The 26,616-nt window shown below is 64.6% G+C and carries 25 protein-coding genes; 11 read left to right on the forward strand and 14 right to left on the reverse strand.

Annotated features, from left to right (window positions below; all coding sequences use genetic code 11):
• Nucleotides 1-3: 3 nt before the first annotated feature.
• From NZ993_08710 to NZ993_08745, 8 genes are all read left to right on the forward strand, one after another.
• On the forward strand, nt 4-1,131 hold the full coding sequence (locus NZ993_08710) for an FtsW/RodA/SpoVE family cell cycle protein (protein MCS7155867.1): 1,128 nt from the start codon (nt 4-6) through the stop codon (nt 1,129-1,131).
• Nucleotides 1,128-2,228: an undecaprenyldiphospho-muramoylpentapeptide beta-N-acetylglucosaminyltransferase gene (gene murG, locus NZ993_08715; GenBank protein ID MCS7155868.1), complete on the forward strand. Its 1,101-nt coding sequence runs from the start codon at nt 1,128-1,130 to the stop codon at nt 2,226-2,228. Before NZ993_08710 ends, murG begins: the two co-directional genes overlap by 4 nt.
• A complete protein-coding gene (gene murC / locus NZ993_08720) occupies nt 2,225-3,640 on the forward strand; it encodes a UDP-N-acetylmuramate--L-alanine ligase (protein MCS7155869.1) in 1,416 nt (471 codons plus the stop codon). The genes murG and murC overlap by 4 nt, the downstream gene beginning before the upstream one ends.
• Nucleotides 3,637-4,539, forward strand: coding sequence for a UDP-N-acetylmuramate dehydrogenase (gene murB / locus NZ993_08725; GenBank protein MCS7155870.1), 903 nt, complete (start codon nt 3,637-3,639; stop codon nt 4,537-4,539). The genes murC and murB overlap by 4 nt, the downstream gene beginning before the upstream one ends.
• Before the next feature lie 2 nt (nt 4,540-4,541).
• Complete coding sequence (locus NZ993_08730) at nt 4,542-5,267, forward strand: hypothetical protein (GenBank protein MCS7155871.1); 726 nt, start codon at nt 4,542-4,544, stop codon at nt 5,265-5,267.
• Between the two features lie 13 nt (nt 5,268-5,280).
• The gene (ftsA, locus tag NZ993_08735) at nt 5,281-6,510 is read left to right on the forward strand and encodes a cell division protein FtsA (GenBank protein MCS7155872.1); all 1,230 of its coding nucleotides are present in this window, start codon (nt 5,281-5,283) and stop codon (nt 6,508-6,510) included.
• Nucleotides 6,511-6,528: 18 nt separating this feature from the next.
• On the forward strand, nt 6,529-7,797 hold the full coding sequence (ftsZ, locus tag NZ993_08740; protein MCS7155873.1) for a cell division protein FtsZ: 1,269 nt from the start codon (nt 6,529-6,531) through the stop codon (nt 7,795-7,797).
• Between the two features lie 171 nt (nt 7,798-7,968).
• On the forward strand, nt 7,969-9,678 hold the full coding sequence (locus NZ993_08745; GenBank protein MCS7155874.1) for a short-chain dehydrogenase: 1,710 nt from the start codon (nt 7,969-7,971) through the stop codon (nt 9,676-9,678).
• Nucleotides 9,679-9,685: 7 nt separating this feature from the next.
• Here the strand turns inward: NZ993_08745 and pruA are convergent, their stop codons facing one another.
• From pruA to NZ993_08780, 7 genes are all read right to left on the reverse strand, one after another.
• Nucleotides 9,686-11,347, reverse strand: a complete 1,662-nt coding sequence (gene pruA / locus NZ993_08750; protein ID MCS7155875.1) for an L-glutamate gamma-semialdehyde dehydrogenase — start codon at nt 11,345-11,347, stop codon at nt 9,686-9,688.
• Between the two features lie 65 nt (nt 11,348-11,412).
• Nucleotides 11,413-12,702, reverse strand: coding sequence for an amidohydrolase family protein (locus NZ993_08755; protein MCS7155876.1), 1,290 nt, complete (start codon nt 12,700-12,702; stop codon nt 11,413-11,415).
• A 16-nt stretch (nt 12,703-12,718) separates the two neighbouring features.
• Nucleotides 12,719-13,573 carry an ABC transporter substrate-binding protein gene (locus tag NZ993_08760; GenBank protein MCS7155877.1) on the reverse strand — a complete coding sequence of 285 codons (855 nt, stop codon included), beginning with the start codon at nt 13,571-13,573 and terminating at the stop codon, nt 12,719-12,721.
• 30 nt (nt 13,574-13,603) lie between these two features.
• Nucleotides 13,604-14,206: an outer membrane beta-barrel protein gene (locus NZ993_08765; GenBank protein ID MCS7155878.1), complete on the reverse strand. Its 603-nt coding sequence runs from the start codon at nt 14,204-14,206 to the stop codon at nt 13,604-13,606.
• A gap of 19 nt (nt 14,207-14,225) precedes the next feature.
• Nucleotides 14,226-14,942, reverse strand: a complete 717-nt coding sequence (gene ubiE / locus NZ993_08770; GenBank protein MCS7155879.1) for a bifunctional demethylmenaquinone methyltransferase/2-methoxy-6-polyprenyl-1,4-benzoquinol methylase UbiE — start codon at nt 14,940-14,942, stop codon at nt 14,226-14,228.
• A gap of 13 nt (nt 14,943-14,955) precedes the next feature.
• Complete coding sequence (locus tag NZ993_08775; GenBank protein ID MCS7155880.1) at nt 14,956-16,002, reverse strand: MBL fold metallo-hydrolase; 1,047 nt, start codon at nt 16,000-16,002, stop codon at nt 14,956-14,958.
• Nucleotides 16,003-16,066: 64 nt separating this feature from the next.
• Nucleotides 16,067-17,152, reverse strand: coding sequence for a cytochrome c (locus NZ993_08780; GenBank protein MCS7155881.1), 1,086 nt, complete (start codon nt 17,150-17,152; stop codon nt 16,067-16,069).
• A 60-nt stretch (nt 17,153-17,212) separates the two neighbouring features.
• Between NZ993_08780 and NZ993_08785 the strand changes: the two genes are divergently transcribed.
• Nucleotides 17,213-17,683 carry an RpiB/LacA/LacB family sugar-phosphate isomerase gene (locus tag NZ993_08785; protein ID MCS7155882.1) on the forward strand — a complete coding sequence of 157 codons (471 nt, stop codon included), beginning with the start codon at nt 17,213-17,215 and terminating at the stop codon, nt 17,681-17,683.
• 1 nt (nt 17,684) lies between these two features.
• On the opposite strand, the gene NZ993_08790 is transcribed toward NZ993_08785, so the two are convergent.
• Genes NZ993_08790 through arsC form a run of 3 tightly spaced genes read right to left on the reverse strand, consistent with a single transcriptional unit; the run spans nt 17,685 to nt 20,225 of the window.
• Nucleotides 17,685-18,836: a putative sulfate/molybdate transporter gene (locus tag NZ993_08790; protein ID MCS7155883.1), complete on the reverse strand. Its 1,152-nt coding sequence runs from the start codon at nt 18,834-18,836 to the stop codon at nt 17,685-17,687.
• 4 nt (nt 18,837-18,840) lie between these two features.
• Nucleotides 18,841-19,797, reverse strand: coding sequence for a tRNA (adenosine(37)-N6)-dimethylallyltransferase MiaA (gene miaA, locus NZ993_08795; protein ID MCS7155884.1), 957 nt, complete (start codon nt 19,795-19,797; stop codon nt 18,841-18,843).
• Nucleotides 19,794-20,225 (reverse strand): arsenate reductase (thioredoxin), encoded by a 432-nt coding sequence (gene arsC, locus NZ993_08800; GenBank protein MCS7155885.1) that lies wholly within the window; start codon nt 20,223-20,225, stop codon nt 19,794-19,796. Before arsC ends, miaA begins: the two co-directional genes overlap by 4 nt.
• Nucleotides 20,226-20,357: 132 nt before the next feature.
• On the opposite strand from arsC, the gene NZ993_08805 reads away from it, so the two are divergent.
• A complete protein-coding gene (locus NZ993_08805) occupies nt 20,358-21,836 on the forward strand; it encodes an Ig-like domain-containing protein (GenBank protein MCS7155886.1) in 1,479 nt (492 codons plus the stop codon).
• Nucleotides 21,837-21,838: 2 nt separating this feature from the next.
• Here the strand turns inward: NZ993_08805 and NZ993_08810 are convergent, their stop codons facing one another.
• Both NZ993_08810 and mutY read right to left on the reverse strand, forming a co-directional pair.
• Nucleotides 21,839-22,486 carry a Maf family protein gene (locus tag NZ993_08810; GenBank protein MCS7155887.1) on the reverse strand — a complete coding sequence of 216 codons (648 nt, stop codon included), beginning with the start codon at nt 22,484-22,486 and terminating at the stop codon, nt 21,839-21,841.
• Between the two features lie 22 nt (nt 22,487-22,508).
• Nucleotides 22,509-23,606, reverse strand: coding sequence for an A/G-specific adenine glycosylase (gene mutY, locus NZ993_08815; GenBank protein MCS7155888.1), 1,098 nt, complete (start codon nt 23,604-23,606; stop codon nt 22,509-22,511).
• A gap of 25 nt (nt 23,607-23,631) precedes the next feature.
• Between mutY and NZ993_08820 the strand changes: the two genes are divergently transcribed.
• Nucleotides 23,632-25,059, forward strand: coding sequence for a hypothetical protein (locus tag NZ993_08820; protein ID MCS7155889.1), 1,428 nt, complete (start codon nt 23,632-23,634; stop codon nt 25,057-25,059).
• Here NZ993_08820 and NZ993_08825 read toward each other — a convergent pair.
• Together NZ993_08825 and NZ993_08830 are read right to left on the reverse strand one after the other, a co-directional pair.
• Nucleotides 25,041-25,787, reverse strand: a complete 747-nt coding sequence (locus NZ993_08825; GenBank protein ID MCS7155890.1) for a glycosyltransferase family 2 protein — start codon at nt 25,785-25,787, stop codon at nt 25,041-25,043. The genes NZ993_08820 and NZ993_08825 overlap by 19 nt on opposite strands.
• A gap of 83 nt (nt 25,788-25,870) precedes the next feature.
• Nucleotides 25,871-26,593, reverse strand: a complete 723-nt coding sequence (locus tag NZ993_08830) for a Fe-Mn family superoxide dismutase (GenBank protein ID MCS7155891.1) — start codon at nt 26,591-26,593, stop codon at nt 25,871-25,873.
• Between the last annotated feature and the right edge of the window lie 23 nt (nt 26,594-26,616).

The raw sequence follows: 26,616 nt of genomic DNA on the forward strand, positions 1-26,616 counted from the left end.
ACGATGTCCTACCGTCCCACCCCTGATGCGCCTGGGGGAGTGGACCGGATTTTTCTGTGGACGGTCCTAGCCCTCCTGTTGCTGGGTACCCTGGCCGTTTTCTCCTCTATGGCGTCTTTGGCTACCCACCGGGCGGAGGGGGGCTTAGGCGGGCTCATGCTGCGTCGCTTGACCCACGTGGGCATGGGGATAGCGGCGCTCCTGATCCTGAGCCGCATCGATTATCATGTGGTGGCCCGTTGGAGTCGAGCTGTGCTCCTGTTTAGCCTGGGCCTTGTGGGCCTGGTCTGGTGGTTCGCCGAAGGTCCGGGGGCCTCGGCTCGATGGCTGCGTATAGCAGGGGCCAGTTTTCAGCCTTCGGAGCTGGCGCGCGCCGCGCTTACGGTGTATTTGGCTACCTTGCTGGCCCGCAAGCAGCCCTGTATCGCGGACATGGATCGGGCGCTGCTGCCGGCGCTCTGTTGGATCGGTTTAGGGGTGGGCTTGATCGGTCCCAGCAACCTGAGCGCGGCCGTGCTGTTGCTGGTCGTATCGGCCGTGCTGCTGTTTTTGGGCCGCATTCCGGTGCGTCAGCTTCTTGTGGTGGGCCTTGTTGGGATAGCCCTCTCCGGGATCCTAATAGGAATGGCTCCCTACAGATGGGAGCGCCTGGAGCGCTTTGCGGCCCGCATCGGGCAGGGGGAGCTTGACCCGCTGGGGGATGATTATCAGGTGGTGCAGTCCCTGATCGCGCTCGCCAACGGTGGGTTGTTCGGGGTAGGCATGGGCAAAAGCGTGCAGCGGGATTTTCTGCCCTTGCCGTACAATGATTTTGTCTTCGCCATCATCGTCGAGGAGTACGGGCTAGTGGGCGGGGCGGCCCTGGTGGGTTTGTTTGTCGTCCTCTTGGTGCGGGGTTTCTTTTATGTGGCGCGCTGGGCGCCTGACGCTTTGGGCTTTTTGCTTGCAGGCGGGCTGACGACGGCTCTGCTCGTGCAGGCCTTCGTGCATGTGCTCATTGTAGTGGGTTTAGGGCCTGTGACAGGGCAGACGCTGCCGTTTGTCAGCTACGGCGGCACGGCGCTTCTGGTAAGCTGCGCTCAGGCCGGAATTGTGCTCAATGTATCCCGACAGGCTCGGAGGCGACAGTGAGGGCGCCTCCGGGCGTTTTGTTTGTGGGCGGGGGCACAGGAGGGCACGTATACCCTGCTTTGGCGGTTGCGGAGGCGCTTCGTCGCCTGAAGCCAGAGGTGGAGATCGCCTTCGCGGGAACTCCGGAAAGACTGGAAGGACGCGTGGTACCGCAGGCCGGATATCCGTTCTATGCGATACCGGCTCGGGGGCTAAGACGCCGGCAGTGGTGGCGCAACCTGTCTTTGCCCGTCGTGGTAGGACGGGGTCTGGGACGCGCCTGGAGGCTGCTGGACCGGATACGGCCGCATGCGATCGTGGCCACCGGGGGATACGTAACGGTGCCCGTGCTGAGCGCGGCTGTCCTGCGGGGCCTACCTTACGTGTTGCAAGAGCAAAACAGCTACCCCGGTCTGGCCAACCGGTGTTTCGCCCGTTGGGCCCGCTGGGTGTGCTTGGGTTTTGAGGCCGCGGCTGCGTATTTCCCCCAGACGCGGGTGCGCCTGACCGGAAACCCCGTGCGATCCGAAATCGGAACCGTACCCCGAGCCTTGGCCGCCGGCCGGTGGGGCTTTTCGCCCGATCGGTTTACGGTGCTCGCTTTGGGGGGCAGTCTGGGGGCCGAGACCCTCAACCGGGCCATGGCTCGATGGGCGAGCACGTTTCTAGAGGCCGGCTGGCAGGTGCTCTGGCAGACGGGCCCGGGGGCCTATGGACGCCTGCGAAGCCAGCTGCCCCCCCATCCGCGTCTGTACTTAAGCCCGTTTCTGGAGGCGATGGCGGAGGCCTATGGCGCAGCCGATGTGGTGGTCTGCCGCGCCGGCGCGCTCACGCTGAGCGAGTTAGCCCAAGCGGGCCTGCCCAGCGTGCTCGTGCCTTCGCCCAACGTGGTGGCCGATCACCAACGCCGCAACGCTGAGCTTTTCGCGCAAGCCGGGGCCGCGGTGCTGCTGCCCGATCAGCAGGCCGAGGCGCAGCTTGGGTATCTGTTACAGGAACTAGCCGCGCAGCCGGAACGCCGGATCCGCATGGGCGTCCAGGCCCGGCAGTTGAGCCGGCCCGGTGCGGCGGAGACGATAGCGCGCCTGGTATGGGAACTGATCGAAGCCCAATTATGAACCTCTCGGCCCCGCCTCCGCGTCGGTCCCCCCGTCTGGGCCGGACCCGTCATGTGCATTTGGTCGGCATCGGGGGCGTGGGTATGAGCGGGATCGCCGAGATCTTGCTCAACCAAGGTTTCCTGGTCTCGGGCTCAGATCTTAGGCATAGCGAGCTAACGGAACGCTTAGAGCGGCTGGGGGCGCGCATCTTCGAGGGACATGCCCCCGAGCACGTTCACGGGGCGGACGTGGTGGTCTATTCCTCCGCCGTGCGTCCGGAGGAGAACCCCGAGACTCTGGAGGCGCATCGGCTGCGCATCCCCGTCATCCGTCGGGCGGAGATGCTGGCGGAGCTTATGCGCATGAAGTACGGAATCGGGGTGGCGGGCACGCATGGGAAGACGACCACCACCTCGATGGTGGGGCTCGTGGTGGCCGCGGGCGGCTATGATCCCACTATCATCGTGGGCGGCAGGGTACACGTCTTTGGCTCCAACGCCGTGCCGGGGGCCGGAGACGTGATCGTGGTGGAGGCCGATGAATACGACCGAACCTTCCTGCAGCTCAGCCCCACGCTGGCCGTGCTGACCACGCTGGACCTGGAGCACACGGACGTTTACGCCTCTTTGGAGGATTTGGAGCAGGCCTTCTGCGCTTTTGCCAATAAAGTGCCCTTTTATGGCTCAATCATACTCTGCTTGGATGATCCGAATCTGCAGCGGCTGCTGGCCCATCTGGAGCGTCGCGTCGTCACGTACGGGTTCTCCCCGCAGGCGCGTCTGCGGGCCGTTGGGGTGGAGCTAGAGCAATGGGGCAGCACCTTTACGGTTTCGGAGGAGCAGCGCCCCCTGGGCCGGGTGCGGCTTGCCGTTCCGGGCCGACATAACGTGCAAAACGCGCTCGCCGCCGTGGCCGTGGGGCTGGAGCTGGAGGTGGACTTTCCCCGCATCGCCGAGGCCCTAGCCGCCTTTACGGGCGTGGAGCGACGCTTCCATTTACGGGGCGAGCACGGAGGGGTGATCTGGATCGACGACTACGCCCACCATCCGGCCGAGGTGCGAGCCACCCTAGAGACAGCTCGGAGCGGCTGGCCGGGGTGTCGGCTTGTGGCGGTCTTTCAACCGCACCTTTACAGCCGCACGCGCGATCTGTACGAGGATTTCGCGCGCGCGTTCCTGGAGGCCGATCTGCTGGTGGTGCTGGATGTCTATCCGGCCCGCGAGCACCCTATTGCGGGCGTCAGCGGCGCCCTTATTGCTGAGGCCGCGCGTCGCCTGGGGCATCGTCATGTGCATTACATCGCCGACAAGGCGGCGCTTGCGGAGCGGTTGCCGGAGCTTCTGGCTTCCGGGGATCTGCTCCTTAGCCTGGGCGCCGGTGATGTGCACCGCTTCGTGGAGAAGGCTTGGGCGCAGTGGACGAAGGCATGAACGGGCTTGTTTTGGAGGCTCTGCGCAAGCTCACGCGGGGAGAAGTTCGGCTCCAGGAGCCGATGGCCCGACACACCTCGCTGCGCATTGGAGGTCCGGCCGACGTCTTTGTGGTGCCTCGCGACAAGGAGGACTCGGCTCAGATTGTCGAATGGCTCCAGAGCCGGGCGATACCGCATTTCATCCTGGGCCGGGGCACCAACATCCTGGTGGGCGATGCGGGGATCCGCGGCGTGGTCGTGGCGATCCAGGACAGCTTGGAGTACCTGCATATCGAGGGCGCGCGCGTGACCGTGGGCGCCGGCTACAGCCTGCCTAAACTCGTGCTTGAATGCCTGCGCCGCGGTCTGGGCGGTATTGAGGGCCTCGGTGGGGTGCCGGGCAGCGTGGGCGGGGCCGTGATCATGAACGCCGGCGCCTACGGGGTGGAGCTTTTCGATTACCTTTTGCACGTAGAGCTCATCCAAGAGGGGCGCCGACAGATACGCCGACGCGAGCAGGTCCGCTACGGGTATCGATACACAGACCTGCGGGGCGCTCTTGTGCTGGAGGCCGTGCTGGAGCTTCCCGCTGTGGACCCAGAACAGGCCCTTCGACGGCGACAAGAGCTGCTGGCTCGGCGCAACGCCACCCAGCCTCTGGAGTTGCCCAATGCGGGCAGCGTGTTCAAAAACCCTCCGGGGGAGTATGCGGGTCGGCTGATCGAAGCGGCTGGGCTGAAGGGGTTTCGGATCGGCGGGGCCATGGTCTCCGATAAGCACGCGAACTTCCTCGTAAACACCGGCTCGGCAACCGCCCAGGATATGCGGCGTCTTATCGAGCACGTACGTCAGGTGGTGCAGGAGCGCTTTGGTGTGGAGCTGGAGCTAGAAATCGAGCTTGTGGGGGAGGGGTTTTAGCTGTGGCTTCGCTTCGCAAGGCGCTGCTACTTGGGATGTTGTTTCTGGGAGCCCTTGGGTTCGGGTTTTGGAAGTGGCGTGAGGGGCTCACATGCCGTCGCCTTCTGGTTGAGGGCGCCCGATGGGTGGCCGATTCCAGTCTGATTCGGCCCCTTGTTCCCGCGCTCGGAAGTCCGCTCTATGGGGCGCATCTTGCCATGTGGGAGCGCCGGCTGGTGGGACATCCGTATCTTCGCACCGTTCGCATCCGGCCGCGCCTGCCGGATGCGTGGGTGATTCAGGTGCAGGAGCGGCAGCCCGTGGCCCGTCTAGCCGAGGCGCCAGGCCTTTACCTGGATGACGAGGGCCGTTTGCTGCCGCCTCCGGAGCGTGGTCTGCCCAGCGTGCCCTGGGTACGGGGCTTGGGGCCGCCCTATGGCGCCGGGCTGGTCCGGCGCGATACGGTCATGCGGGCCCTGCTGCCCTGGCTGCGATGGCTGGCCGCGGTGGGGCCGCGCCGGGCCCTGGTGGCCGAAATCGCGCTCTATCCGGGTCCGGAATTGGTCCTGTATACCACTTTGGGCTACGTGCCCGTACGCGTCGATCCGGAGCGCGTTGAGGAGCAGTGGAAAGCCTTCGAGGCCTTCTACTGGCAGGAGATCTTGCCCCGCGGAGGACGGGGTTTTGAGGAGCTCGACGTGCGGTATCGAGGCCAGGTCGTCGCCCGCCTGAAGGAGGGCGCCCACTAGCAAGGAGTGGCTTATGGAAGGGTTGGTTGTGGGGCTGGATATAGGCACGACCAAGGTATGCGCCCTGGTGGCCGAACGCGACGAATGGGGCCACGTGAACATCCTGGGCCTCGGGCGAGCGCCTTCGACCGGGATCACCCGGGGGGTGGTGACCAACATCGAGCAGACCGTGCAGGCTATCCGGCAGGCCATACAGGAGGCTGAGCGCGCCGCAGGCGTTGAGGTGCGCGCCCTCTACGTGGGCGTGGCCGGAGAGCATATCAGCAGCTCCGAGACCCGCAGCATCGTCACTACGCGCGACGGGGAGATCCGACAGCGGGACGTAGAGCGGCTTCTGGAGGACGCGCGACGGCTGCTGCTGCCAGCCGACCGGCAGATCCTGCACCTCATGCCGCAGGAATTCATCGTCGACAACCACGTCGTCGTCCAGAACCCCGTCGGGATGGCTGGCATCCGGCTAGAGGGTCGCTTTCACGTAGTCACCGGTTTGGTTACGGCTGTGCGCAACCTGCAGCGCTGCGTAGAGCGGGCCGGATACGAAGTGGCCGATATCGTACTGCAGCCTCTGGCCTCCTCCTTGGCCGTGCTGGATCCCGAGGAGCGGCGCGCCGGGGTGGCTTTGGTAGACATCGGAGGAGGCACTACGGACGTGGCCGTCTTCGAAAACAACGTGATCCGCTACACGGCCGCCATCCCGTTTGCCGGAGATAGCGTGACCGAGGACATTCGTAAGGTGCTCCATCTGTTGCCGGAGCAAGCAGAAACGCTCAAAATCCAGTACGGCTGCGCAATGGTGGATTGGGTCCGCGACGCGACACAGATCTCTATTCCGGGCATCGGCGGCCGTCCGCCGCGGACGATACAGCGCAGCGCCTTGGCGCAGGTCATCCAGCCCCGAATGGAGGAGATCTTCGAGCTCGTCTATGAACAATTGCGCCGTTCCGGATACCTGCGCCATCTCTCCGCGGGTGTGGTTCTTACCGGAGGCGGGGCATTGCTGGCGGGTATCACGGAGCTGGCCCAACACAAGCTCGGCCTGGAAGCTCGTGTCGGCCTGCCTGTCGGGGTGCATGGCGGCATGGCCCAGGAGGTGCGCTCGCCCATGTACGCCACGGGCGTGGGACTGATCCACTACGCCTTAAGCCAGCTCCCCGAGGGCAAAGGGTCCCCGATGCGGGATCAGGGGAGGGGGCTTTGGAGGCGGTTTGTAGAGCGCATTGGACGATGGCTGGAGGAACTGTAACATAAAAGGAGTCTGGCTATGCCAGAACAACCGATGCCCTTTGTGATCGAGATCCCCACCCAAGAGGTAGCCCGTATTAAGGTCGTAGGCGTGGGAGGAGGAGGGGGCAACGCGCTGAACAACATGATCCGCCAAGGCATCAAGGGGGTGGAGTTCATCGCGGTCAACACCGACCGGCAGGATTTGGATGGAAATCTGGCGCCGGCAAAGGTGCAGATAGGCCGGTTGCTCACGCGTGGACTCGGAGCCGGCTCGAAACCGGAGATTGGGCGCCAAGCCGCCGAAGAGTCCATTGAGGAGCTGGAGCGTGTGCTAGAGGGCGCGGACATGGTCTTTTTGGCCGCCGGTATGGGCGGAGGCACGGGGACCGGCGCTACGCCCATCATCGGTGGTGTGGCGCGCCGGTTAGGTATTCTCACCGTGGCCGTGGTCACCATGCCCTATGAGGATGAAGGGCCGGCCCGGATGCGCAAGGCCCTGGCCGGGATTCAAGCCCTCGCCCCTCAGGTCGATACGTTGATCGTCATCCCCAATCAGCGCCTCATGGAGCTGGCCGAGGAACGGGAGGATCTGACCCTGGAGCAGGCCTTTCTGTTGGCCGATCAGGTGCTCTATAACGCCGTAAAGGGGATCGCGGAAGTGATCACCGTGCGCGGGGTGATCAACTTGGATTTTGCGGATGTGCGCACCGTCCTGGAAAACGGCGGAGCTGCCCTTATTGGAAGCAGTACCGCCACGGGACCTAATCGGGCCGAAGAGGCGATCTACGGAGCCCTGCGACATCCCATGATGAATGGCCGCACCATCGCCGGGGCTCGACATGTGCTGGTGAACATCACCGCCGGCACTCCACCGCTTATGCGCGAAATCCGCACCATTCTAGGGGTGCTCAACCGGGAGGCCCAGGATGTGCAGGAGATCCTGCATGGGGTTATCGTGGACGAAGAGGTGGGCGAGCAGCTGCGCGTGACGGTCCTGGCCACCGGTTTTGCCGAGCCCTTGCTGGAAGCTTTGGCTGCGCCGCATACTCGACGGCCGAATCTGGCCCCGGCGTCGGCCCCTATGGCCGAATCGGATAGGGTTGTGGAGTCTTCTTTGCCGGAGCGATCCTCTCGGTCCACAGCCCCAGACGAAGAGCGGGCTCCGTTAAGCCGTCCGTTGGAGGAACCCGCTATCGATCGCAGACGCGCAGACCCCAAGGTCGTGCGGCTATCCTCGGATAGCGGAAAGCCCTCCGCAGAGCAAGACCTGGGGCTGCCGACCCTGCTGCGCCGTATCATGGACTAAGCAGGCTCCTCGGCGCCTTATGGGTTGTTTGCGACCGCAAACCTGACCGGTTTGCGTTTCTTTGGGGGGGCTCGTAACATTGTGCACCCGTTGACACGATCGGTCTTCACGTCTCGGGTGATGTAACCGTATCGTGCTCAAACCTCGACAAGTCGATTTGAATTTTTCGTCATGGGTTTCGAAGGCAAAACCGCATTGGTATTGGGCGGGGCCGGCCTGGTGGGCCGGGCCGTATGCCGAGAGCTTCTGCGCGCCCGCATCGGGCGCTTGGTCGTGGCCGCCCTGACGAAGTCCGAAGCTGAGGAGGCCGTCCAAGAGCTGCGCGCTCTGGCCGCCTCGCTGGGCCTGGAGGTTGACATCCGAGAGGCCTGGGGCAACGTGATGGTGCGCACGGCCTGGAAAGACCGCTCCCTGCGCGAGCTGCTGGCCGATCCGGAAGTCAGGTTTCGGCTGCTGCGAGACATCTGGGATACGCTCGATGAGGAGATCGTAAAGGCCAGTTGGCTCTACGAGCTGCTCGTGCGGGAAAAGCCGCAGCTGGTGGTGGACTGCATCAACACGGCCACGGTGGTAGCCTATCAAGACGTGTACACGGCCTCTCGGCGCTGTTTGTACGCCCTGCAGCGGGGGGCCTCGGCCGATCTGCTGCGCCGGGAGCTGGAGCACCTTTTGGCCATCCAATACATCCCCCAGCTCATTCGGCATGTTCAGATCCTGGCGGCCGCCCTGGAGCACGCCGGCGTAGAGGTTTACCTAAAGGTGGGCACCACGGGCACGGGCGGAATGGGCTTCAATGTGCCCTATACGCACTCTGAGGGGCGGCCCTCTCGGATGCTCCTTTCCAAATCCGCGGTGGCGGGAGCCCATACGCTTTTGCTTTACCTGTTGGGCAGAACCCCGGGCCGCACGATCATCAAGGAGCTTAAGCCCGCCGCCGCTGTGGGCTGGAAGCGCATCGCCTATGGGCCGGTCTACCGAGCAGGTAAGCCGATAGAGTTGCAGGATTGCCCGGAGCCGCTCCTGTTGCAGGAGGGGGAGAGCTTGTCGCTAGAGGACGAAAAGCCCGTGCTGCGCCTGGGCCGCTATCTGGAGGCTCCTTTTATCGACGTGGGGGAAAATGGCGTCTTCGCCCGCAGCGAGTTCGAAATCCTCTCCGAAGAGGGCCAGATGGAGTTCATCACGCCCGAGGAGATCGCCCAAGCGGTCCGTTGGGAGCTGGAGGGCCGCAACACGGGTCGGGACGTGATCGATGCCCTCGATGCAGCCGTCTTGGGGCCCACCTATCGGGCGGGCAACCTCCGGACTCGGGCTTTGCAGATGCTGGAGGCCCTGGAACAGCAGCACGGCGTAGAAGGCGTGGCCTTTGAGATGCTGGGCCCTCCTCGGCTCTCGAAGCTTCTTTGGGAGGCGTATCTGTTGCGCTTGGAGGTGGGCAGTCTGCGGGCCCTGGCCTGCGCCGATCCACAGGCCCTGGCCATCGGTCTGGAGGTTCGGGTGCGCCAACAGGCGGAGCTGCGCCGGCGGATCCTCTCTATAGGATTAGCTATTCTGGCGGCCGACGGTCGGCACTGGTGGCGGGGGGCGGAGCTCAAAGTGCCGGATCCCCCCGCCTGTCCTGAGGAGCTCCTCATCACGGCCGAACGCATCCACCAATGGGCCGAGCAGGGCTGGGTGGACCTAAGGCCCCAAAACATGGCCCAATGGCGTCAGCGCGCTCAAGCCATCATAGCCCAAGCCGAAGGGATCGGCGTGCGCTCCGACAGCGCCATCACGCAGGACAAGCTATACTGGAAGACGGATCTAGACGAGCGCCTGCAGCCGGGCAAGCTGGCCGCCTGGATTTTCGCCCACGAGGAGGGCGGCTACCGGATGAAGCGATAGGCGGCCTTTAGCCCGCCGATGTAGCGGCCTGAGGGAGCTCTGCTGGATCTTCCTGCATAAACGGATAGGCGAAGTGCCGGGGCGGTAGGAAGGTCTCCTTGATGGCTCGGGGTGTAATCCAGCGGAGCAAGTTTAGGTAGCTGCCCGCTTTGTCGTTTGTGCCCGAGGCCCGGCTGCCCCCGAAGGGCTGTTGCCCCACCACGGCGCCCGTGGGCTTGTCGTTGATGTAGAAGTTTCCGGCTGCGTAGCGCAGCAGTTCTGTGGCCAGCTGTATGGCCTTCCGATCTTGCGCGAAGATCGAGCCCGTAAGCCCGTAGGGGCTTGTTTGATCCACAATGCGGAGCGTGTCGGCGTATTGGGCGTCTGGGTACACGTAGACGCTCACCACGGGTCCGAAGATCTCCTCGCACATCAAGCGAGAACCCGGGTCCGCTGTCTCGATAAGCGTGGGGGCGATGTAGTAGCCCGTCGTATCATCGTAGGTGCCTCCATATAGGATCTGCGCCTCCGCGGAGCGGCGCGCATATTCGATGTAGCCCACGATGTTCCGGAAGGCCGCCCTGTCGATGACGGCGTTGAAGAAGTTCCGAAAATCCTCCGGGGGGCCCATGCGGATCTCCGCCAGTTGGCCCAGGAGCAGCTCTTTGAGTTTGGGCCAGCGGCTTTTGGGCGCGTAGATGCGCGAAGCAGCCGAGCACTTCTGCCCTTGATATTCGTATCCGCCGCGCACGATGGCCGTGGCCGCCGCCTCCAGGTCCGCGCTCGGGTGCACGACGATGAAGTCTTTGCCCCCCGTCTCCCCCACGAGCCGGGGATAGGTGCGATAGCGCTCTATGTGCTCTCCGACGAGCTTCCACATGTATCGGAAGGTGTTCGTAGAGCCGGTAAAATGAACACCGGCCAGATCCGGATGCGAAAGCACCAGGGCACCGATTTGAGGTCCGCTTCCGGGTAGGAAGTTGATCACCCCCGGAGGCAAGCCAGCGGCCTCCAAGAGCCGGTACACATAGTAGTTCGAGTACAAGGCGGTGGAGGCGGGCTTCCACAGCACTGTGTTGCCCATAAGGGCGGGGGCTGTGGGGAGGTTGCCGCCAATAGAGGTGAAATTGAAAGGCGTTACGGCGAAGATAAACCCCTCTAGCGGCCGGTACTCCATCCGGTTCCACATGCCCGGGGCTGAGTCGGGCTGCTGCTCGTAGATGAACTGCATGTAGTAGACGTTGAAGCGAAAGAAATCGACAAGTTCGCAGGCGGCGTCGATCTCGGCCTGAAAGACGTTTTTGCTCTGCCCCAATATGGTGGCCGCGTTCAGGGTGTCGCGCCAGGGGCCAGCGAGCAGATCCGCTGCCTTGAGAAAGATCGCCGCTCGTTCTTCCCAAGGCCATCGGGACCATTCCTGCCAGGCGTGCTTGGCGGCCTCAAGGGCCAACTCTACCTCACGAGGGCCGGCTTGATGAAAGCGGGCCAGAACGTGGCCGTGCTCATGAGGGCAGACGACCTCCTGCACCTGGCCTGTGTACAGCTCCTCTCCCGCCACGATGACGGGGATTTCGATCACCTCGGAGCGCATCTGTTCGATGCGCCGCCGCAGACTAGCCCGTTCCGGGGTGCCCGGGGCGTAACTGCGAACGGGCTCGTTTGTGGGACGGGGGATCTTGTACAGGCCCATAGCGCGCTTCTCCGCAAACGGGGTTCATCAAACCAAAGTTACGAGATCGGGGAACGAAAAAAGCATCATTCGGGCGGCTTTTTGTAAATAACGCCGCCCTTCATAACGAAGAGCACGCGCTCCATGACCGTGATGTCGCGCGTGGGATCGCCCGGCACGGCGATCAGATCGGCGTACTTGCCCGCCTCGATTGTGCCGATTCGATCCTCCCATCCCAGCAATCGGGCCGCCTCGCGCGTGGCCGCAAGCAGTGCATCAACGGGGCGCATGCCGCCTTCGACCATGAGCCGAAATTCGCGCGCGTTTTGCCCATGTGGGAAGACACCGGCGTCTGTGCCGAAGGCGATCCGAACCCCGGCTTGGGCGGCTTTGCGGAAGCTTTCTCGCATGCGGGGTGCGATCTCCAGGGCCTTGGCGGCAGGCTGCGGGGGGAGTTCGCCGCGTTGGGCCTTGCGGTAGACGGTCTCGCCGGCCAGGAGCGTGGGCACCAGGTAGGTGCCATGCGCCTTCAGGAGCGCGATCGCCTCATCGTCGAGCATGGACCCGTGTTCGATCGAGGCCACCCCCGCTCGGACGGCCACTTTGATGCCCTCGGTTCCGTGCGCGTGCGCGGCGACGCGTTTTCCGTGGCGCGCGGCCTCCTCGACGACGGCTCGGATCTCCTCGAAGGTCATCTGTTGGGCCCCCGCGGGGTCGCGTATCGAGAGCACGCCCCCCGTGGCGCAGATCTTGATAAGGTCCGCGCCGTACTTGATCTGATACCGCACCGCGGCTGCGGCCTCATTAGGTCCGTTGGCGATGCCGCGCTCGATGCCCGGTTCGCGTCCGAACAAGTCCGGTCGGAACCCCGTCACGTCGCAGTGTCCGCCCGTGATTCCGATAGCATGCGCGGCCACCTGTAGCCGAGGCCCAGGCACAAGGCCGCGTTCAATCGCATCCCGCAGGGCCACGTCCACCCAGTCGCTTGCCCCCACGTTGCGGCCCGCCGTGAAGCCGGCCTCCAGCATTTTGCGCGCGTTCACAGCCGCCCGCAGGGCCGCATAGGCCGGCACCTCCTGCAGGGGTTGAAAATACCCCATTACGGAGGAGCTGTCCGAGCTCAGGTGCACGTGGCAGTCGATAAGCCCTGGCAGTACGGTATAAGCGCTCAGGTTTAGCACGGGCACCCCAGGCGGAATCCGCGAAGCCGGCACGACGGCCTCTATGCGATCTCCTCGCACCAGGACGGCCATATCGGATTTCAGGCTGCCGTCTGTGGCGTCAAAAAGCCGGCCGGCCCGGATGGCCAGCCGTTCCGGGGCTTGCGCCTGCGCGGCGCCCGCAAACAGGCAAAGCAGCACCCAAACACGCCTCATCGCGAATCTCCTCGCCTTAGGATGCGTCTACGAAATCCACGGTCACTTTCCGGGGGATCCAGCCGGCCTGATAGCCGCGATCCAGAAACCGCTGCACCGCCTGCCGGCCCTCAGGTCCGTAATCTACGGTGCGCCGGTTGACATACATGCTAACGAAGCGGTCGGCCTCCTCAGGGCTTAGGTCGCGAGCATAGCGGAGGGCGTATTCCAGGGCCTCCCGGCGATGTTCGAGAGCGTAAAGAACGCTCTGGCGCAGGAGCCGCGCCACGTCGCGCATCACATCCGGACCCAAATCGCGTCGGACCACATTGCCGCCAAGAGGCAGGGGCAGGCCGGTCTGCTCATACCACCAGCGGCCCAGGTTCAGAACCGCATATAGGCCATATCGCCTGTAGCTTAACTGCCCTTCGTGAATGATAAGCCCCGCGGGCACCTCTTGGCGGGCGACGGCCCCTAGAATCTGGTCGAACGGCATCACGACCGGCTCGAAGACGGGCAAGCGCAGCCGGAGCGCCAGATACGCCGAAGTCCACAGCCCAGGAACGGCGATCCGGGCTCCGTACAGGGAATCGGGCTCAAAGGGTCGGGTCGCCACGACTATCGGGCCGTAATCGGCCTCGGCCATGCTTGCCCCGGCGCCGAGAAGCGCGTATCGATCAGCCACGTAGGCGTAGGCGTGAAAGGAAAGGGCCGATACAGCATAGCGCCCCTCGAGCGCGGCGCGGTTGAGCGTTTCGATATCCGCCAGCACGTGCTCAAAGCGGTATCGGCCCGTGGGGATTCGGGGTGGCTCCGAGCTCAGGGCGTAAAACATGAAGGCATCGTCGGCATCCGGACTGTGGGCGACCGACAGGCGTATGAGTTCTCGCATAGGGCTGAGTTTTTTGCCGAACCGGGATCCCTACAGCCCTAGGCCGAGGCGCAGGTGTACGAGGTTGACCCGCAGATCGTCCCAGGCGCCGGGCTCGTTTAGGTTGTCCAAGGCGAGGTTGTAGCGGATCTCCGGATACAGGGCAAGTCCGAGCAGGCGCACACGCAGCCCCAGGCCCACGTTGCCGCTCCACGAGAGCACCTTGATCCGGTCTCGCAGGGGGCGGCCCTCGGCGTCCTTGGCGTCGATCTTAACCGCGGCCTGCGGGCCCAGTAGCACGTAGGGGGAGATCAAGGGGACCGCAAGCTGCAGCACAAGATCCAGGGGCACGTTTACGAAATTGATCTCAAAGTCGCTTCCCTGGCTGATGCTGCCTGTGCTGGATTGCGCTCCGATCCGTTTCACCGACCAGAAAAAGCCAGGCCGCAGATGGGTTGTCGAGGAAAGCCCCAAATCCAGGAAAAGCCCCACGTCGTAGCCCGAACGACGTTCGTAAATGTCCCTGGCGGAGCCGTTTTGCAGGGCTCTGGGCGAGCTGTAGTTTAGCCCCCCCACTACGCCCACCCCGATGCCTTGGCCGTAGGAAAGGCCAGCGCCCACTAGGCACGCCAGACAGAGAAGAAGCCGCTTCATGGGGGTCGTCCTCCTGCATTCATACCCATGCTTTGTAAAGGGCGCAGACGCCGAAGGTAAGCCTTCGCCAGCTGATGCGGCGGAAGCCCGCTTTCTGGAGTCGACTCACGAACTCGAGGTCCTCCGGAAAGCGCGCCACCGATTCGGGCAGGTAGCGATAGGCCTCCGGATGTCCCGATACCCAACTGCCCAGGCGGGGCAGCAGATGATGGAAGTAGAACCCGAAAAGGGTGCGAAAACCGGGCAACCGGCTTCGGGCGAACTCCAAAATGAGCACCACGCCGCCTGGGCGGACCACGCGGCGCAGTTCCCGCAGGCCTTGGTCTAGGTTTTCGAAGTTGCGCACCCCGAAGGCGACCATGGCCGCATCGAAAAGCCCGTCAGGAAAGGGCAGGGCTTCGGAGTCGGCTCGTTGCAAGAGGATTCGCTCCTTCAAACCCAGCCGGTTCACTTTGTGTCGGCCCCGCTCCAGCATGGCCTCGGCGATGTCCACGCCGACGATGCGCTCTACGCTGCGCAGCCGAGCGGCCGCAATCGCCAGCTCGGCCGTTCCAGTGGCCGCATCCAGGATCGTTCGGGGCCGTTCAGAGGCCAGCCATCGTATCGCGCGCCAGCGCCAGTAGCGGTCTAGCCCCAGGCTGAGCAGGCTGTTTAAGAGATCGTACCGGTGGGCGATGGCGTTGAAAAGAGCCCGAACGTAGTCCTTTTTGCCGTGTTCCCACACTGCGGTCCGCATTAGCGAAGGGCTATCAGGAGCCATGAGCGCGCAGCGCTTGGTACATTTTGGTGATGTTGCCGTTGGGACCCGTAAGCCCGGCTCGGAAGTTGGGGAACTCCCGTTCATAGCGCATCAGGCGTTCATCCCGCAATAGGGCCTCCGTGGCCGCCTCCAGAGAGGCTCCGCGCTGGATCTGCTCGCGCACCAGGGCCTCTAGGTCGCGCAGATATTGTACCGTGAGCGCCAATCGCGCCGTTCCCGTTTGCACCTCTCCGTGACCGGGGATAATGGTGCGGATCTCAAGTCGCCCCACCTGCTCTAGCGTCGAAGCCCAGGCCAGGGGGGTGGCGTCCCGCATAAAAGGCAAGCCCCCTACGAGCATATCGCCCGTGATGAGCACCTTCTCCTGCGGCAGGTATACGAACACGTCTCCCCGAGTATGCCCTTCGCCGAAGTAGAGCACGTCGATCGGCCGTCCTCCGAGCCACAGGCGCAGGCTGCGGTCGAAGGTCAGATCGGGCAGCTTAAGCTCCAGTTGCTCGAGCTCGCGCAAGTAAGCTTCGTTGTCTGCGATTTGGGCCTCCAGTTGTCGGCGGCCCGCCTCGTCCAAAAGGGTGCCGTCTTCGCGTCTTCCCTCAGCCAGCCACCGGCGCCACTGCGCGATGCGCTCCGGAAGCGTCCGGCGCGTCTGCTCCAGATTCGGGATCCCTTTCTGGATCAGGTCTTCTCGCGTCAGATGATGGGCAATGAAGATCACGCCCTGAGGGAAGGCGGCCTGATAGGCCCGGTTGCCGTGGGTGTGGTCGTTGTGCCAGTGCGTGTTGATCACAAAGCGCACGGGTTGTCTGCTCAGGCGCCGAATCTGTTCAATAAGGTCGCGAGCCCAGGAGGGACGCAGGTGCGTATCGACTACAACGACGCCCTCTTCGGTTATGATTACGGCGGCGTTGCTGAGCACGCCGGGCTTGCCTATGGCCGCGTATACGCCCGGGGCCACCTCCTTCCAGTCGAAGTACCGAGGCTGTGCGTTGACGCCGAGGCCGAATACCAAGCAGAGGGTGCACAGAAGAAGGCGCATAGCTGCATCTCCTTGCAAGGGAACGCCACGTAAAAAAGAGACCTGCGGAAGTCACCGCGCAACGCTACCAGCCTTCCCAAAAGGGGCCCTCTAGAAATTCCCACAGCAGAAACCCCCGCAGGCGGTATCGGTAGGAGGCCGAACGCCCCAAGGGCAGCTCCAGACCCAGGGCCATAGCAACATGACCGCGACGGGGGGGAGTAAAGAACAGTTGGGGCACCAGGTGCCCGCTTGGACTTCCAGAGGCGCCTAGCGCCCATTGCCCCACGTACTCCAGGGCCGGGGCGAAGATCCGAGCCCGGTGGGCGATCAAGAATTGCCCGCCCAGCGCCCAGCGCAGCAGGGTCCGTTGATCCGCCCGGGGGCCGTAGACGAGACGCAGGCTGCCGTGCAGAGCGGCCCATTCGCCCAGGCCCTTGACCCCGGTTATGTAGGGCTGCAGGGTCCAGGGTTCATCCCCCCAAAGGTAGAGGGCGGCCTCTAGACCCGAGGAAAGCAGCCAGGAGGCGGCGCGATCATAAGCCAAGGCCTGCTTGAGGCCCAGCTCCAACTCGAGCGCCTGCAGCTTGTGTGCGCTCCACTCAGGGGTGAGCTTAAGCTCCCACTGCCGACGCGGCCCCCAGCGCTGGGCCCAATACAGGGTGCTTTTGCGGACCAGACTGCGGTCCGCCTTCATCTCCTGGCTGGAGATCCAGAGGGCCTCGCTTTCCGGAAACGGCTTTGTGGCGTTAAACAGCCGGGGATAAGAGAGCTCACCGGGAAGATACCGGGGATCTGAGCCCAGGCTTTTGAGGTATTCGGCTAGCTCCCGAATTTTGTACTCCGGAAGCGCCTCGCCGAAGGCCGGCATCTGCATCGAGAGCCCATAAGGCTTGCCCCCCTCGCGGATCACGCCGATCCAGTCGGCAAGGGGTTCTAGAGAGCTAAACAGGGGGTCTGTAAAATCGGGCGGCGGGACCTGAAGGGCTGTAAGCTCTCGCCAGGATCCATCGGGATAGCCCCTGCCGTCAGGGCCGTGACAGCGTGCGCAGGCCACCTGGAAAAGACGCGGAGCGGGTAGGCTGACCAGATCCGTTTCCGTGCTGTCCGTTTGGGCCCATAGTCGTTGGGATGCGCCGATGAGCAAAACGAGCCAGGCTAGCCGTTTCATACTGCGCTCCTATTGCCTTGAGGGCTAAATTTAGAACAAGCCGGCATGAGGAGAAACGCTATGCGCATCGCGGTCGGTAGTGACGAGGCTACCGAGTTAACGCGGATCCTGTTAGAAGAGCTGCGCGCCCGAGGCCACGAAACGGTGCTTTTCGGGGCTCTGGCCGAGGGGGATCCGGATGTAGACTGGCCCCTAGCGGCCAGCAAGGTAGCCGAAGCGGTGGCGCGGGGCGAGGTCGAAGAGGGGATCGTGTGCTGTTGGACCGGCACTGGGGCTGCCATTGCGGCCAACAAGGTTCTGGGGGTTCGGGCCGCGCTCTGCCACGACGCTTACACGGCCCGCGGGGCCCGCATATGGAACCACGCCAACGTGTTGGCGCTCAGCCTGCGGACGACTTCTATCCCCGTGCTCAAGGAGATCCTGGAGGCGTGGTTTGCGACGCCCGTGCACGAGGGAGAGGCCCAGAGCGAATGGAACCGCAAACAGATCGAGCGCCTGCAGGAGTTAGAGGCGCGCTACCGGCGCGGCTAAGCTACGCCAGCCGGCTGCGCAGTCCGTAATAAAGCCCCGTGCCCAAGATGAGCCCGACGACGTATCCGTAGGGCAGGCCCGCGGCAAGCAGCCCCACGAGCAGGGCGAGCCGAAAATCCGCCGGATGCGCCGCCTGGTCGGCCAGCAAACGCAGAAGCGCCCAACTTTCGATCAGCAGCAACACGCCGAGCACGGGTAGGGGGAAGGCGCGCACCAGCTCGTCGAACCCCTCCCCCCAGCACAAGCCCAGCAGGAGCAACACGGCGCCGTAAATGACCACAGATCCCCCGGTGCGCGCGCCCAGGGCCACGTGTCCGGCCATTCCGCCTGAGCCATGGCAGACCGGCACGCCGCCGATCCAGGGAGCGAGCGCGTTCATAGCCGCATACGTCCATCCCAGCTTGCCGAGGCTGACGCGGCGTTCCGGGAAGTAGTCCTCCGCAAGCTGACGAGTAGCCAGAAGCGAGTTGGCCAGCGAAAGCGGCAGCTGCGGCAACGCCAAAACCCAAAGCCCCGTCCAGAGGTCGGCCCAATCGAAGTCGGGGACCCGCCAGTCCGGAAGACCCAAATACCGAATCGGCCAGTCCCAAGGCAACGAAGAGGCCCAGGCGTACAGCAACCCGAAGCCCACCACCCAAAGCCCGGCGGGTATGCGGGCTTGCGCGCCCACAAGCAACAGTCCAAAGCCCAAAAGTGCCATCGCGTAGCCCCGCCAGCCCAGGGCGGGCACGTATTCGCGCAGGGCCAGCAGGCCTAGTTGCAACCCCAGGCCCAACTGCACCCCGCGGACGACCGGCTTGGGTATGAGCTTTCCGAGGCGCTCCAGCAGGCCCGTGGCGGTAAGCAGGGCCATGATGAGGCCGATCGCCAGGCCGCCTCCCCATAGAACAGAGGCAGGCAGTTTCTGCGCGATCACCAGCGCGGCCATCGCCTTTAGGGGCTGCACGGGCATCGGCAGCCGATACAGCAATCCGGTCAGGATCTGCAGGGTGCCGAAGGCCACAAGAACCCAGGCGCTCTGCAGACCGGCGGCCAGGATCATGCCCACTAGCAAGGGCAAATCCGTACCGATGTCTCCGAAGGCCCCCGCCCACTCGCGGCGATCAAAGCGCAGCCGCGGCCGGCTTTCGCGGCGCCATAAGGGGGAGTCCATGCGTCTACCGCTCGGCGAAAACCCTCTGTTGCGCCTCCCACCAGCCGCAGACCCAATCGACGGGGTCTTGCCCGGAGGCTTCCAGGGAGTCCAGATCGAGCCAGGTCTTCAGCAGCGCATCCCGGCGGAACCAGGTGTATTGACGTTTGGCGTAGCGGCGCGTGTTGCGTTGGACCAGGTATATGGCGCGCTCTAGGCTGTATTCGCCCCGCAGGTAGGGGAAGAGCTCCGCATAGCCCGTCGTGCGCAGTGCGTTCAGCTCTGGCGAGTAGCCCCGTTTGAGCAGGCCGCGCACTTCCTCTACAAGCCCTCGGGCGAACATCTGCAGCGCGCGCTCGTTGATCCGCCGGTACAAGTGCGCCCGGTCGCGCGTGAGCACCAGGGCCAAAAACCGAAAGGGCCTGGAGCGCGGCCCGCCGTAGAAGCGCGAAATCGGCTCCCCGGTCAGGTGGTAAACCTCCAGGGCGCGTATCAGTCGCTGCGTTTTGGTGGGATCCAGGCTGCGGGCGGCCTGCGGATCGACGCGTTTAAGCTCTTCATAGAGCGCGCCCCACCCTTCGCGTTGGGCTCGCCTCAGAAGCTCCGAGCGAGTCTCCGGATCTGCGGGCGGCAGAACGTCAAGTCCGTGCAAAAGCGCATGCAGATACAGCGTGGAACCGCCCACCACGATCGGCACCCGACCGCGCTCCAATACCTGGCCGATGCGTTCCAGCGCCTCGCGCTCGTATTGACCCGCGCTGTAAGGCTCATCGACATCCCGCTCATCGATGAAATGATGCGGCACGCGGGCTCGCTCTTCCGGCTCCGGTTTGGCCGTGCCGATCGTAAGCTGTCGATAGATCTGCCGCGCGTCGCAGGAGAGGATTTCGCCGCCAAGCCGCTCCGCAAGGGGTAGGCTTAGGGCGGTCTTGCCGACCGCGGTAGGTCCGGTTAGCACGAGCACCAGGGGCTTGGGCTTCACGTTCCGGTGGGCAGGCTCTGAACGAAGGCCTCCGCCTGCGCGCGTATGGCGTCCCGCACGCGGCGAAATACGGCCAACACCTCATCCTCGGTTCCCACGGCCCGTGCCGGATCTTCAAAGGGCCAATGCAGTTTGCGCACCCCCTCAGGGAGCACGGGGCAGTGTTCGTCGGCGTGTCCGCAAACGGTGATCACGCAGTCGGCCCACCTGAACATCTCCGGACGGCAGACCTTGGAGCGCTGCCTTGAGATGTCCACCCCCGCCTCGGCCATCACCCGTACGGCGTACGGATGCAGGCCGTGCGCCTCGATACCCGCCGATTGCACTTCCAAGCGATCACAGCCCAGATGCCGGAGCCATCCCTCGGCCATCTGACTGCGGCAGGAGTTGCCCGTGCACAGCACCAGAACGCGAAGCGGGCGGTTCATGTTCGGGCTTGTCGGTTACCAAAGTTTCCGCAAAAGTACGCCTCGGTGTCGCTTGATGCCAGCGGATTTCGGCTTTTGAGCCTTTGGCCCGGCCTTTGCTTGAGGCGTAGGGGCGATTGCGGACTGGGTAAGATGCGGAAAACGCTATTTGGGACGTGGACGCTCTGCTGTGGGCTTGCGTTGGCCGGCTGCGAGCTGTTTCAAGAGGCGCAAGAAGGGGGTCTACTGCGCCTCTCCGGCCGCGTGGTGGAGCTGCAAAGCGGCTTCCCCGTTGAGGGGGCAATTGTGCACGTAGAACCCTATGGGGTGCAGACGCAAAGCGACGCGCAGGGTTTTTATCGGCTTGAGTTCGACATCGACAGCACCATGAGTCTGCTTATCCGGGCTCAGAAGGCCGGCTATGAGGCCGATCAGCACACCATTTGGGTGGTGCCGGATAAGACGATCGAGGTTCCCCTGCTGCGGCTCAGGCGTACGGAGGAGGCCCCGGCGGGCGGCGCCTTCGCGGGAGCGCCGGCTAGCATCCAGCTTTTCTTTCAGAGCGACCTCACCATAGGAGTTCGAGAGGGCGGGGCTAAGGAGTGGACCGAGCTCGTGTTCCGGCTTGTCGACTCCCTGGGCAGGCCCGTCCGCCAGAACGCCGCCCTAGTGCGTTTCCGCTTGGGTGTCCATCCCGGGGGAGGAGAATTTTTGGCCCCAACCGAGGCCCCCACGGATGCTGAGGGCAAAGTGCGCACCGTGCTCACAAGCGGCACCCGAGCCGGGGTGGTGCAGGTCATCGCCGAGGCCACCGTGTCGGGACGCCTGATCCGCGCTCAGCCCGTCAGCGTGGCCATCCACGGGGGGCTGCCCGATGGCCGCCATTTCACCCTGGCCCCCGAGCAGTACAACTTCCCGGGCCTGCGTCGCTACGGACTTTCGGTGCCCATAGAGGTGATCGTCGGAGACCAGTACGCCAACCCGGTTCGTCCCGGCACGACCGTGTACTTTACGAGCACGCACGGCATCATCGAAGGCTCGGTGCAGACCGACGAGCGGGGCCGCGGCCAAGTGCGCCTGAGCTCGGCCAACCCCCTGCCTGAGGACGGGATCGCGGTGGTAACGGCCAGCACAGCCGACCGGCTGCAGCGCCCCGTAACGGCCCGCGTGCCGATACTCTTCTCCGGCTATCCGGTGCTGACCCTGAGCCCGGCCCAACCGGCGCTGAACCAGACCTACCGGCTGCGCGTTACGGACCAAAACGGCAACCCCCTGGCGGCGGGCACGCGTATTGAGGTGCGCGTGGAGGGCACGGCCGTGTTGGCCGTCGGCAACACGGACGTGACCCTGGACGACACCGTCTTCCGCATACTGCCCGGACAGCCCATTACGTACGAAAGCGTGGTGCGCGGCCCGGGAATCACGGACTTTACGTTCCGAACGGTGCCCGATCCGTACGCTCCTCCGGGCGTTACGCCAAGCGTGCAAAGCATCACGGTGCGTGTCTCTGGCCCCAACGGAAACGTGGAGCTTGTTCTGAGCACCCTAGGCCGCATCTATAGCCCCACCCCGGGAGCGCGCCTACACAGCACCCCAGAGGGCGGGGTGCGCGTGCTGGCCCCATCGGAGTGAGCCTAAAAGGGTTTTGTCTGCTGGCAGTCGGGGATCTGGGATCGAGCCGGCCGCACGAGATCGGGGAAGTGCGCTTTAAGGGCCCTATAGAAGCGGCTAAGCGGAAAGCCTACGACGTTGTAGTAGTCCCCCTCGATGCGCCTGATAAACAGGGCCCCGAGATCGTCCTGGATCCCGTAGGCGCCCGCCTTATCGAGCGGCGAGCCCGTGGCAACGTAGGCCCTGATTTCGGCCTCTGTCAAGGGGGAAAAGGTCACGCGCGTTGTTTCGTGCCCGAGCACCCGCCTTCCGCTGGGGGCGTCAAGAAGGCAAAAGCCCGTGTATACGAGGTGCTTTCGTCCCGATAGCCGGCGCAGCATCGCGCACGCCTCGGCTTCGTCCCGGGGTTTGGTTAAGATGGCCCCGTCTAACACGACGATCGTGTCCGCCGCGATGATAAAAGCCTGAGGCCGCTGGGGGGCCACGGCCTTAGCTTTGGCTTCTGCGAGCGCCTCCACGAAGCGTTCCGGGGGCGTGCCTTCGGGAAGGCTCTCCGGTATGTCACTGGGCAGGATCTCAAAGGCAAGCCCGGCCTGCTCAAGTAGCCGACGCCGGCGCGGTGACCCCGAGGCCAGCACGATCGGGCGGGCGATCTCTATGAGACGAGCCATAGGCTTGATCCGTCCGGCGCCCTCAAACGGCCCTCTCCGAGAAGAGTTCCCCCTGAGAGGGTCTATGCAGGGTTTGCAGCAGTTTCTGCGTAGCCCGGGGAAGGGGGTAGCGGTCCAGCTCGTCGGGCCGAACCCATTGGCAGGGCTGCCCTTCGCGTCCGGTGGGGATGCCCTCTAGCAGGCGACAGCGAAAACCGTACAGCGTTATGCGGAAGTGGCTATAGCCGTGCGCTACGGGGCCAAATCGGGAGCCCACGGCGACCCGCACGCCGAGCTCCTCGGCCAGCTCGCGTTCGAGCGCCTCTTGCAGCGATTCGCCGCTCCGCACCTTGCCCCCGGGCAACTCCCAGAGCCCGCCCAGCATTTTGCCCTCGGGTCGACGGGCGAGCAGCCAACGTCCGGCCTCGTCTTCGATAAGCCCGACCACCACGGTGTAATGGGGAACCCGGCGGGCCGGCCCCTTGACCGGGTAGGCCTCAACCTGATCTGCCGCATGGGCCTGGCAGAAGGCGCGAATCGGACACGCAGAACAGACCGGCCGCCGAGGGCGGCATACCAGGGCGCCTAGCTCCATGAGGGCCTGATTCCAGTCCCCGGCCCGGCCCCGAGGCAAGAGCTCTTGCGCCAGCGCCTGTAGACGCCGACGCACAGCGGGGCGGTCTACGGGCTCCGCGATCGCGAACAGTCGGCTTAATACGCGCACCACGTTGCCGTCCAAGACCGCGTAGTCCCGCCCGTAGGCGATGCTGAGCACGGCCGCGGCCGTATACGGGCCCACCCCGGGCAGGGCGCGCAGCGCCTCCCAACTGTCCGGGATTCGGCCCCCGTATCGGTGCAGCACCTCCTGAGCCGCCCGATGCAGATGGCGGGCCCTTGCGTAGTAGCCCAGCCCCTCCCAAGCTTTGAGCACCGCTTCTGGATCTGCGCAGGCCAGCGCCTCTAGCGTGGGAAAGCGCTCCAGGAAGCGCTCAAAGTAGGGCCGGGCCTGCTGGGTGCGGGTCTGCTGCAGCAAGATTTCGCTCACCCAGACCCGGTAGGGATCGGGGTTATCCCGCCAGGGCAGCTGGCGGCGGTTTCGTTCAAACCAGGCCAGCAGCGCCTCTACGAGGGCGCGCCGCATGGGCTCCGAAAGCGCCGGCACGGCTTTGAAGTTAGCCCTCCTTCGGGCCCTTTGCCAGGGGCTTCTGGGGCTGTGCGCATGTGCCGTTGGCTGGGGGCAGACGTTTTCCGAACACCGCATACGGGTGATCCTCGTTCAGGAGCGCGCGCCGGCCCTTGCGGATTCGGCGCGCCTGGGGCCGTTTCGGCCCCTTTTGGGCGCCTACTACGAGGAGGCGCTTCTGCAGTCGGCCCTGCGGGAGCTGCTGCGCCGGTATGCGGCCTCGGGATACCGGGCCCGGGTCTTTGTGGAGGCGCTCGAGCCTGGACCGGACTCCACCCTGTCTATCCGGATCGGCGTTGAGCCCGGACCCCTGCTGCGCGTGCAACAGGTTAGCTGGGAGGGCCTAAGCCGGCGGGAGCGCAAGCCGCTCGATTCGGCGCTCGATTCCCTGCTGGGCGCTCCCTTTACGGAGCGTTGGCGTGCGAATCTGCTTCGGCTGCTTGACGCGCATGGGTATGCGGCAAGCCCTCAGATCCGGCTTGCGCTCGATAGCGCCGACGTAAGGCTTCGGGTGCGCCCTAGGCGCGCCTCCGGTGGGCGCCTGGACGGATGGCTAGGATGGGGGACGACCCAGGGGTGGATGGGACGGCTGGAGCTGGGGTTAGACGGCCTAGGAGGCGGGCCGCGGTCGGCTGCGCTATATCTGGAGCGCTGGGCGGGCATGCGCTTGCGCGCCAGCGCGCGCTACGAAGAACACAGCCTTTTGGGTTCGGATCTATTGGGCTACGCCGAGGCCCGTCTGGCGCAGCAGGATAGCAGCTGGCGCCGATGGGAGCTGGAAGTCGGCCTGGGATACGAGGGGAAGCCCTATGGCGGGGGGCTGGTGGCGAGCTGGGGCGATCTAGGTGAGTCCTCGCCGGCGGGATTCTGGGAGCGGCGGGGATGGTGGGCCGGAGCCTGGGGCGTGTTCAACGCGCGGAATCGGACTCTGGTTCGGCTGCGAGGCCTAGTGGGGCGCTGGAGGGAAGCAAAGAGCCTCCTTTCCTGGCCGAGGGCGCTATTGGAGCTCTGGGCGCAGGCCCAAGGCCTCGAGTACGCCCCCTGGCGCCTGATCCTCAAGGGGGCTGCGGGCGGGATCTGGGGACGGGAGCTGCGGCCCGCCGAGCGCTTCGCCCTAGGGGGCGCGCGTTCGCTTCCCGGCTATCCGGAGGAGGCCTATCGAGCCGCGCGCTACGGATGGAGCCGGCTGGAGCTGCAGATCGCGTTAAGGCCAGAGGCTTACGCCTTTGGGCTCCTTCACGGTGTGCTGCTCGGGGAGGACCCAGCGGGCCCGGTGCGGCGCTTTGCCTCCTGGGGGGTGGGCCTTCTCTATCCGGCGGTTGGAGGGCAGCTGGAGCTGCTTTATGCTGTGGCCTGGGGGCGCAGCCCGGATCAGGGGTTTGTACACGTGGGCTACCGGCTTCGGTGGTGACGCCGGTATCTCCATATCGTCCACAGGGCTTCGAAGGCGTCTTTGAGGCCGATTTTCTTGCCCGCGGCGTAAAACCGGGGGCGGTAGGAGATCGGCACCTCCACGACCCGCCAACCCCCTTGGGCGATTTTGGCCGTAAGCTCCGGCTCCACGTTGAAGCGGTCCGATTCGATGGTAATCTGACGCAACACCTCGGCCCGGAAGACCTTGTAGCACGTCTCCATGTCCGTAAGCCGAAGGCCCGTAAGCCGATTCGAAACCCAAGTTAGCAGCCGGTTGCCCAGGTAATGCCACCAGGGCTCTCCCAGGGGGCGGCCGTAGTAGAAACGGGATCCGTAGACCACATCGGCCCATCCCTCCGCGATGGGGCGCACAAGCTTGGGGTACTCGGCCGGATCGTACTCCAGGTCGGCGTCCTGTACGATTACGACATCGCCTGTGACGAACCCGAAGCCGGTGCGCATCGCCGCCCCCTTGCCCCGGTTTTCCGGCTGCAAGATGACCCGAATGCGCGGATCCTGAGCCAGCCGCTCCAGCGTATAGCGGGTGCCATCGGTGGAGCCGTCATCGACGATGATGAGCTCTTTTTCAAGAGGCACCGCCAGTACGCGCCTGATCAGGGCTTCGATCGTGGGGTTTTCGTTGTAGACCGGAATCACCACCGACAGCCGCAGCTTTTCAAGCGCCACGGGTCGGGCGGTCTGGGGTGTCGAGCGTGCCTCTACCATGAGTCCCGAAGCCCCCAGGCTGGCAAAGAAGCCGAAGAAGCTAAAACCGTACCGCTCCGGCCCGCGCTGCGCGCGGAGGCGCCCTACAGACCGGTCATGCGCAGCACGCGCTCGAAGTTCGCCTCCACTACGGCCCAATCGATGCGCTTAAGGAAATCATCGATGTAGGCCCCTCGGTTGGTGCCGTAGTCCATGAAGAAGGCATGCTCGAACATGTCGAGTGCCAAAATGGGACTCGCGTTCCAAATCGGGAACAGGTTCTGCGAGTCCCCGATGTAGTTGAAGAGCGTCTTCTTTTCGAAGTCGTAGGCCAGCCAGACCCAACCGCGCGCGGCGATGCCGGTCGCTTTCAGGTCCGCGGCCCAGGCCTCGAAGGAGCCGAAGTTCTTCTGAATCGCCTCCGCCAACCGGCCCCTGGGTGCGCCCCCGGATCCGCCCAGGATGTCGAAGTAGATCTCGTGGTTTTTCACCCCTCCGATGGCGAAAGTGAGCTCTACCTTCATGACCCGGATGTCGCTATAGGTGGCGTTGGCCTTGGCCGGGTCGCGGTCCAGTTGCGCGATTTTTTCCCACAGCTCGTTGGCCTTGTTGACGTAGCCGCGGTACAGCCGCATGTGCTCCTCTACGGCTCGCTCCGAAGGCCACTGGAATACGGCGGGTTTGAGCCGCCGGTAGTCTTTGGCCGTCCAGAGCGGCTCGGGGTTGGGCACCTCGGAACGATCCCAGGCGGATAGGGCCGCAGGGGAAACGGCCGCGGCGGTCACTCCCAGGGAGGCGGTCTGCAGAAAACGACGGCGGCTCGGCATGGGCACCTCCTGTGCGTTTGTCT

Source organism: Bacteroidota bacterium (assembly GCA_025059945.1).
GTDB lineage: Bacteria > Bacteroidota > Rhodothermia > JANXDC01 > JANXDC01 > JANXDC01.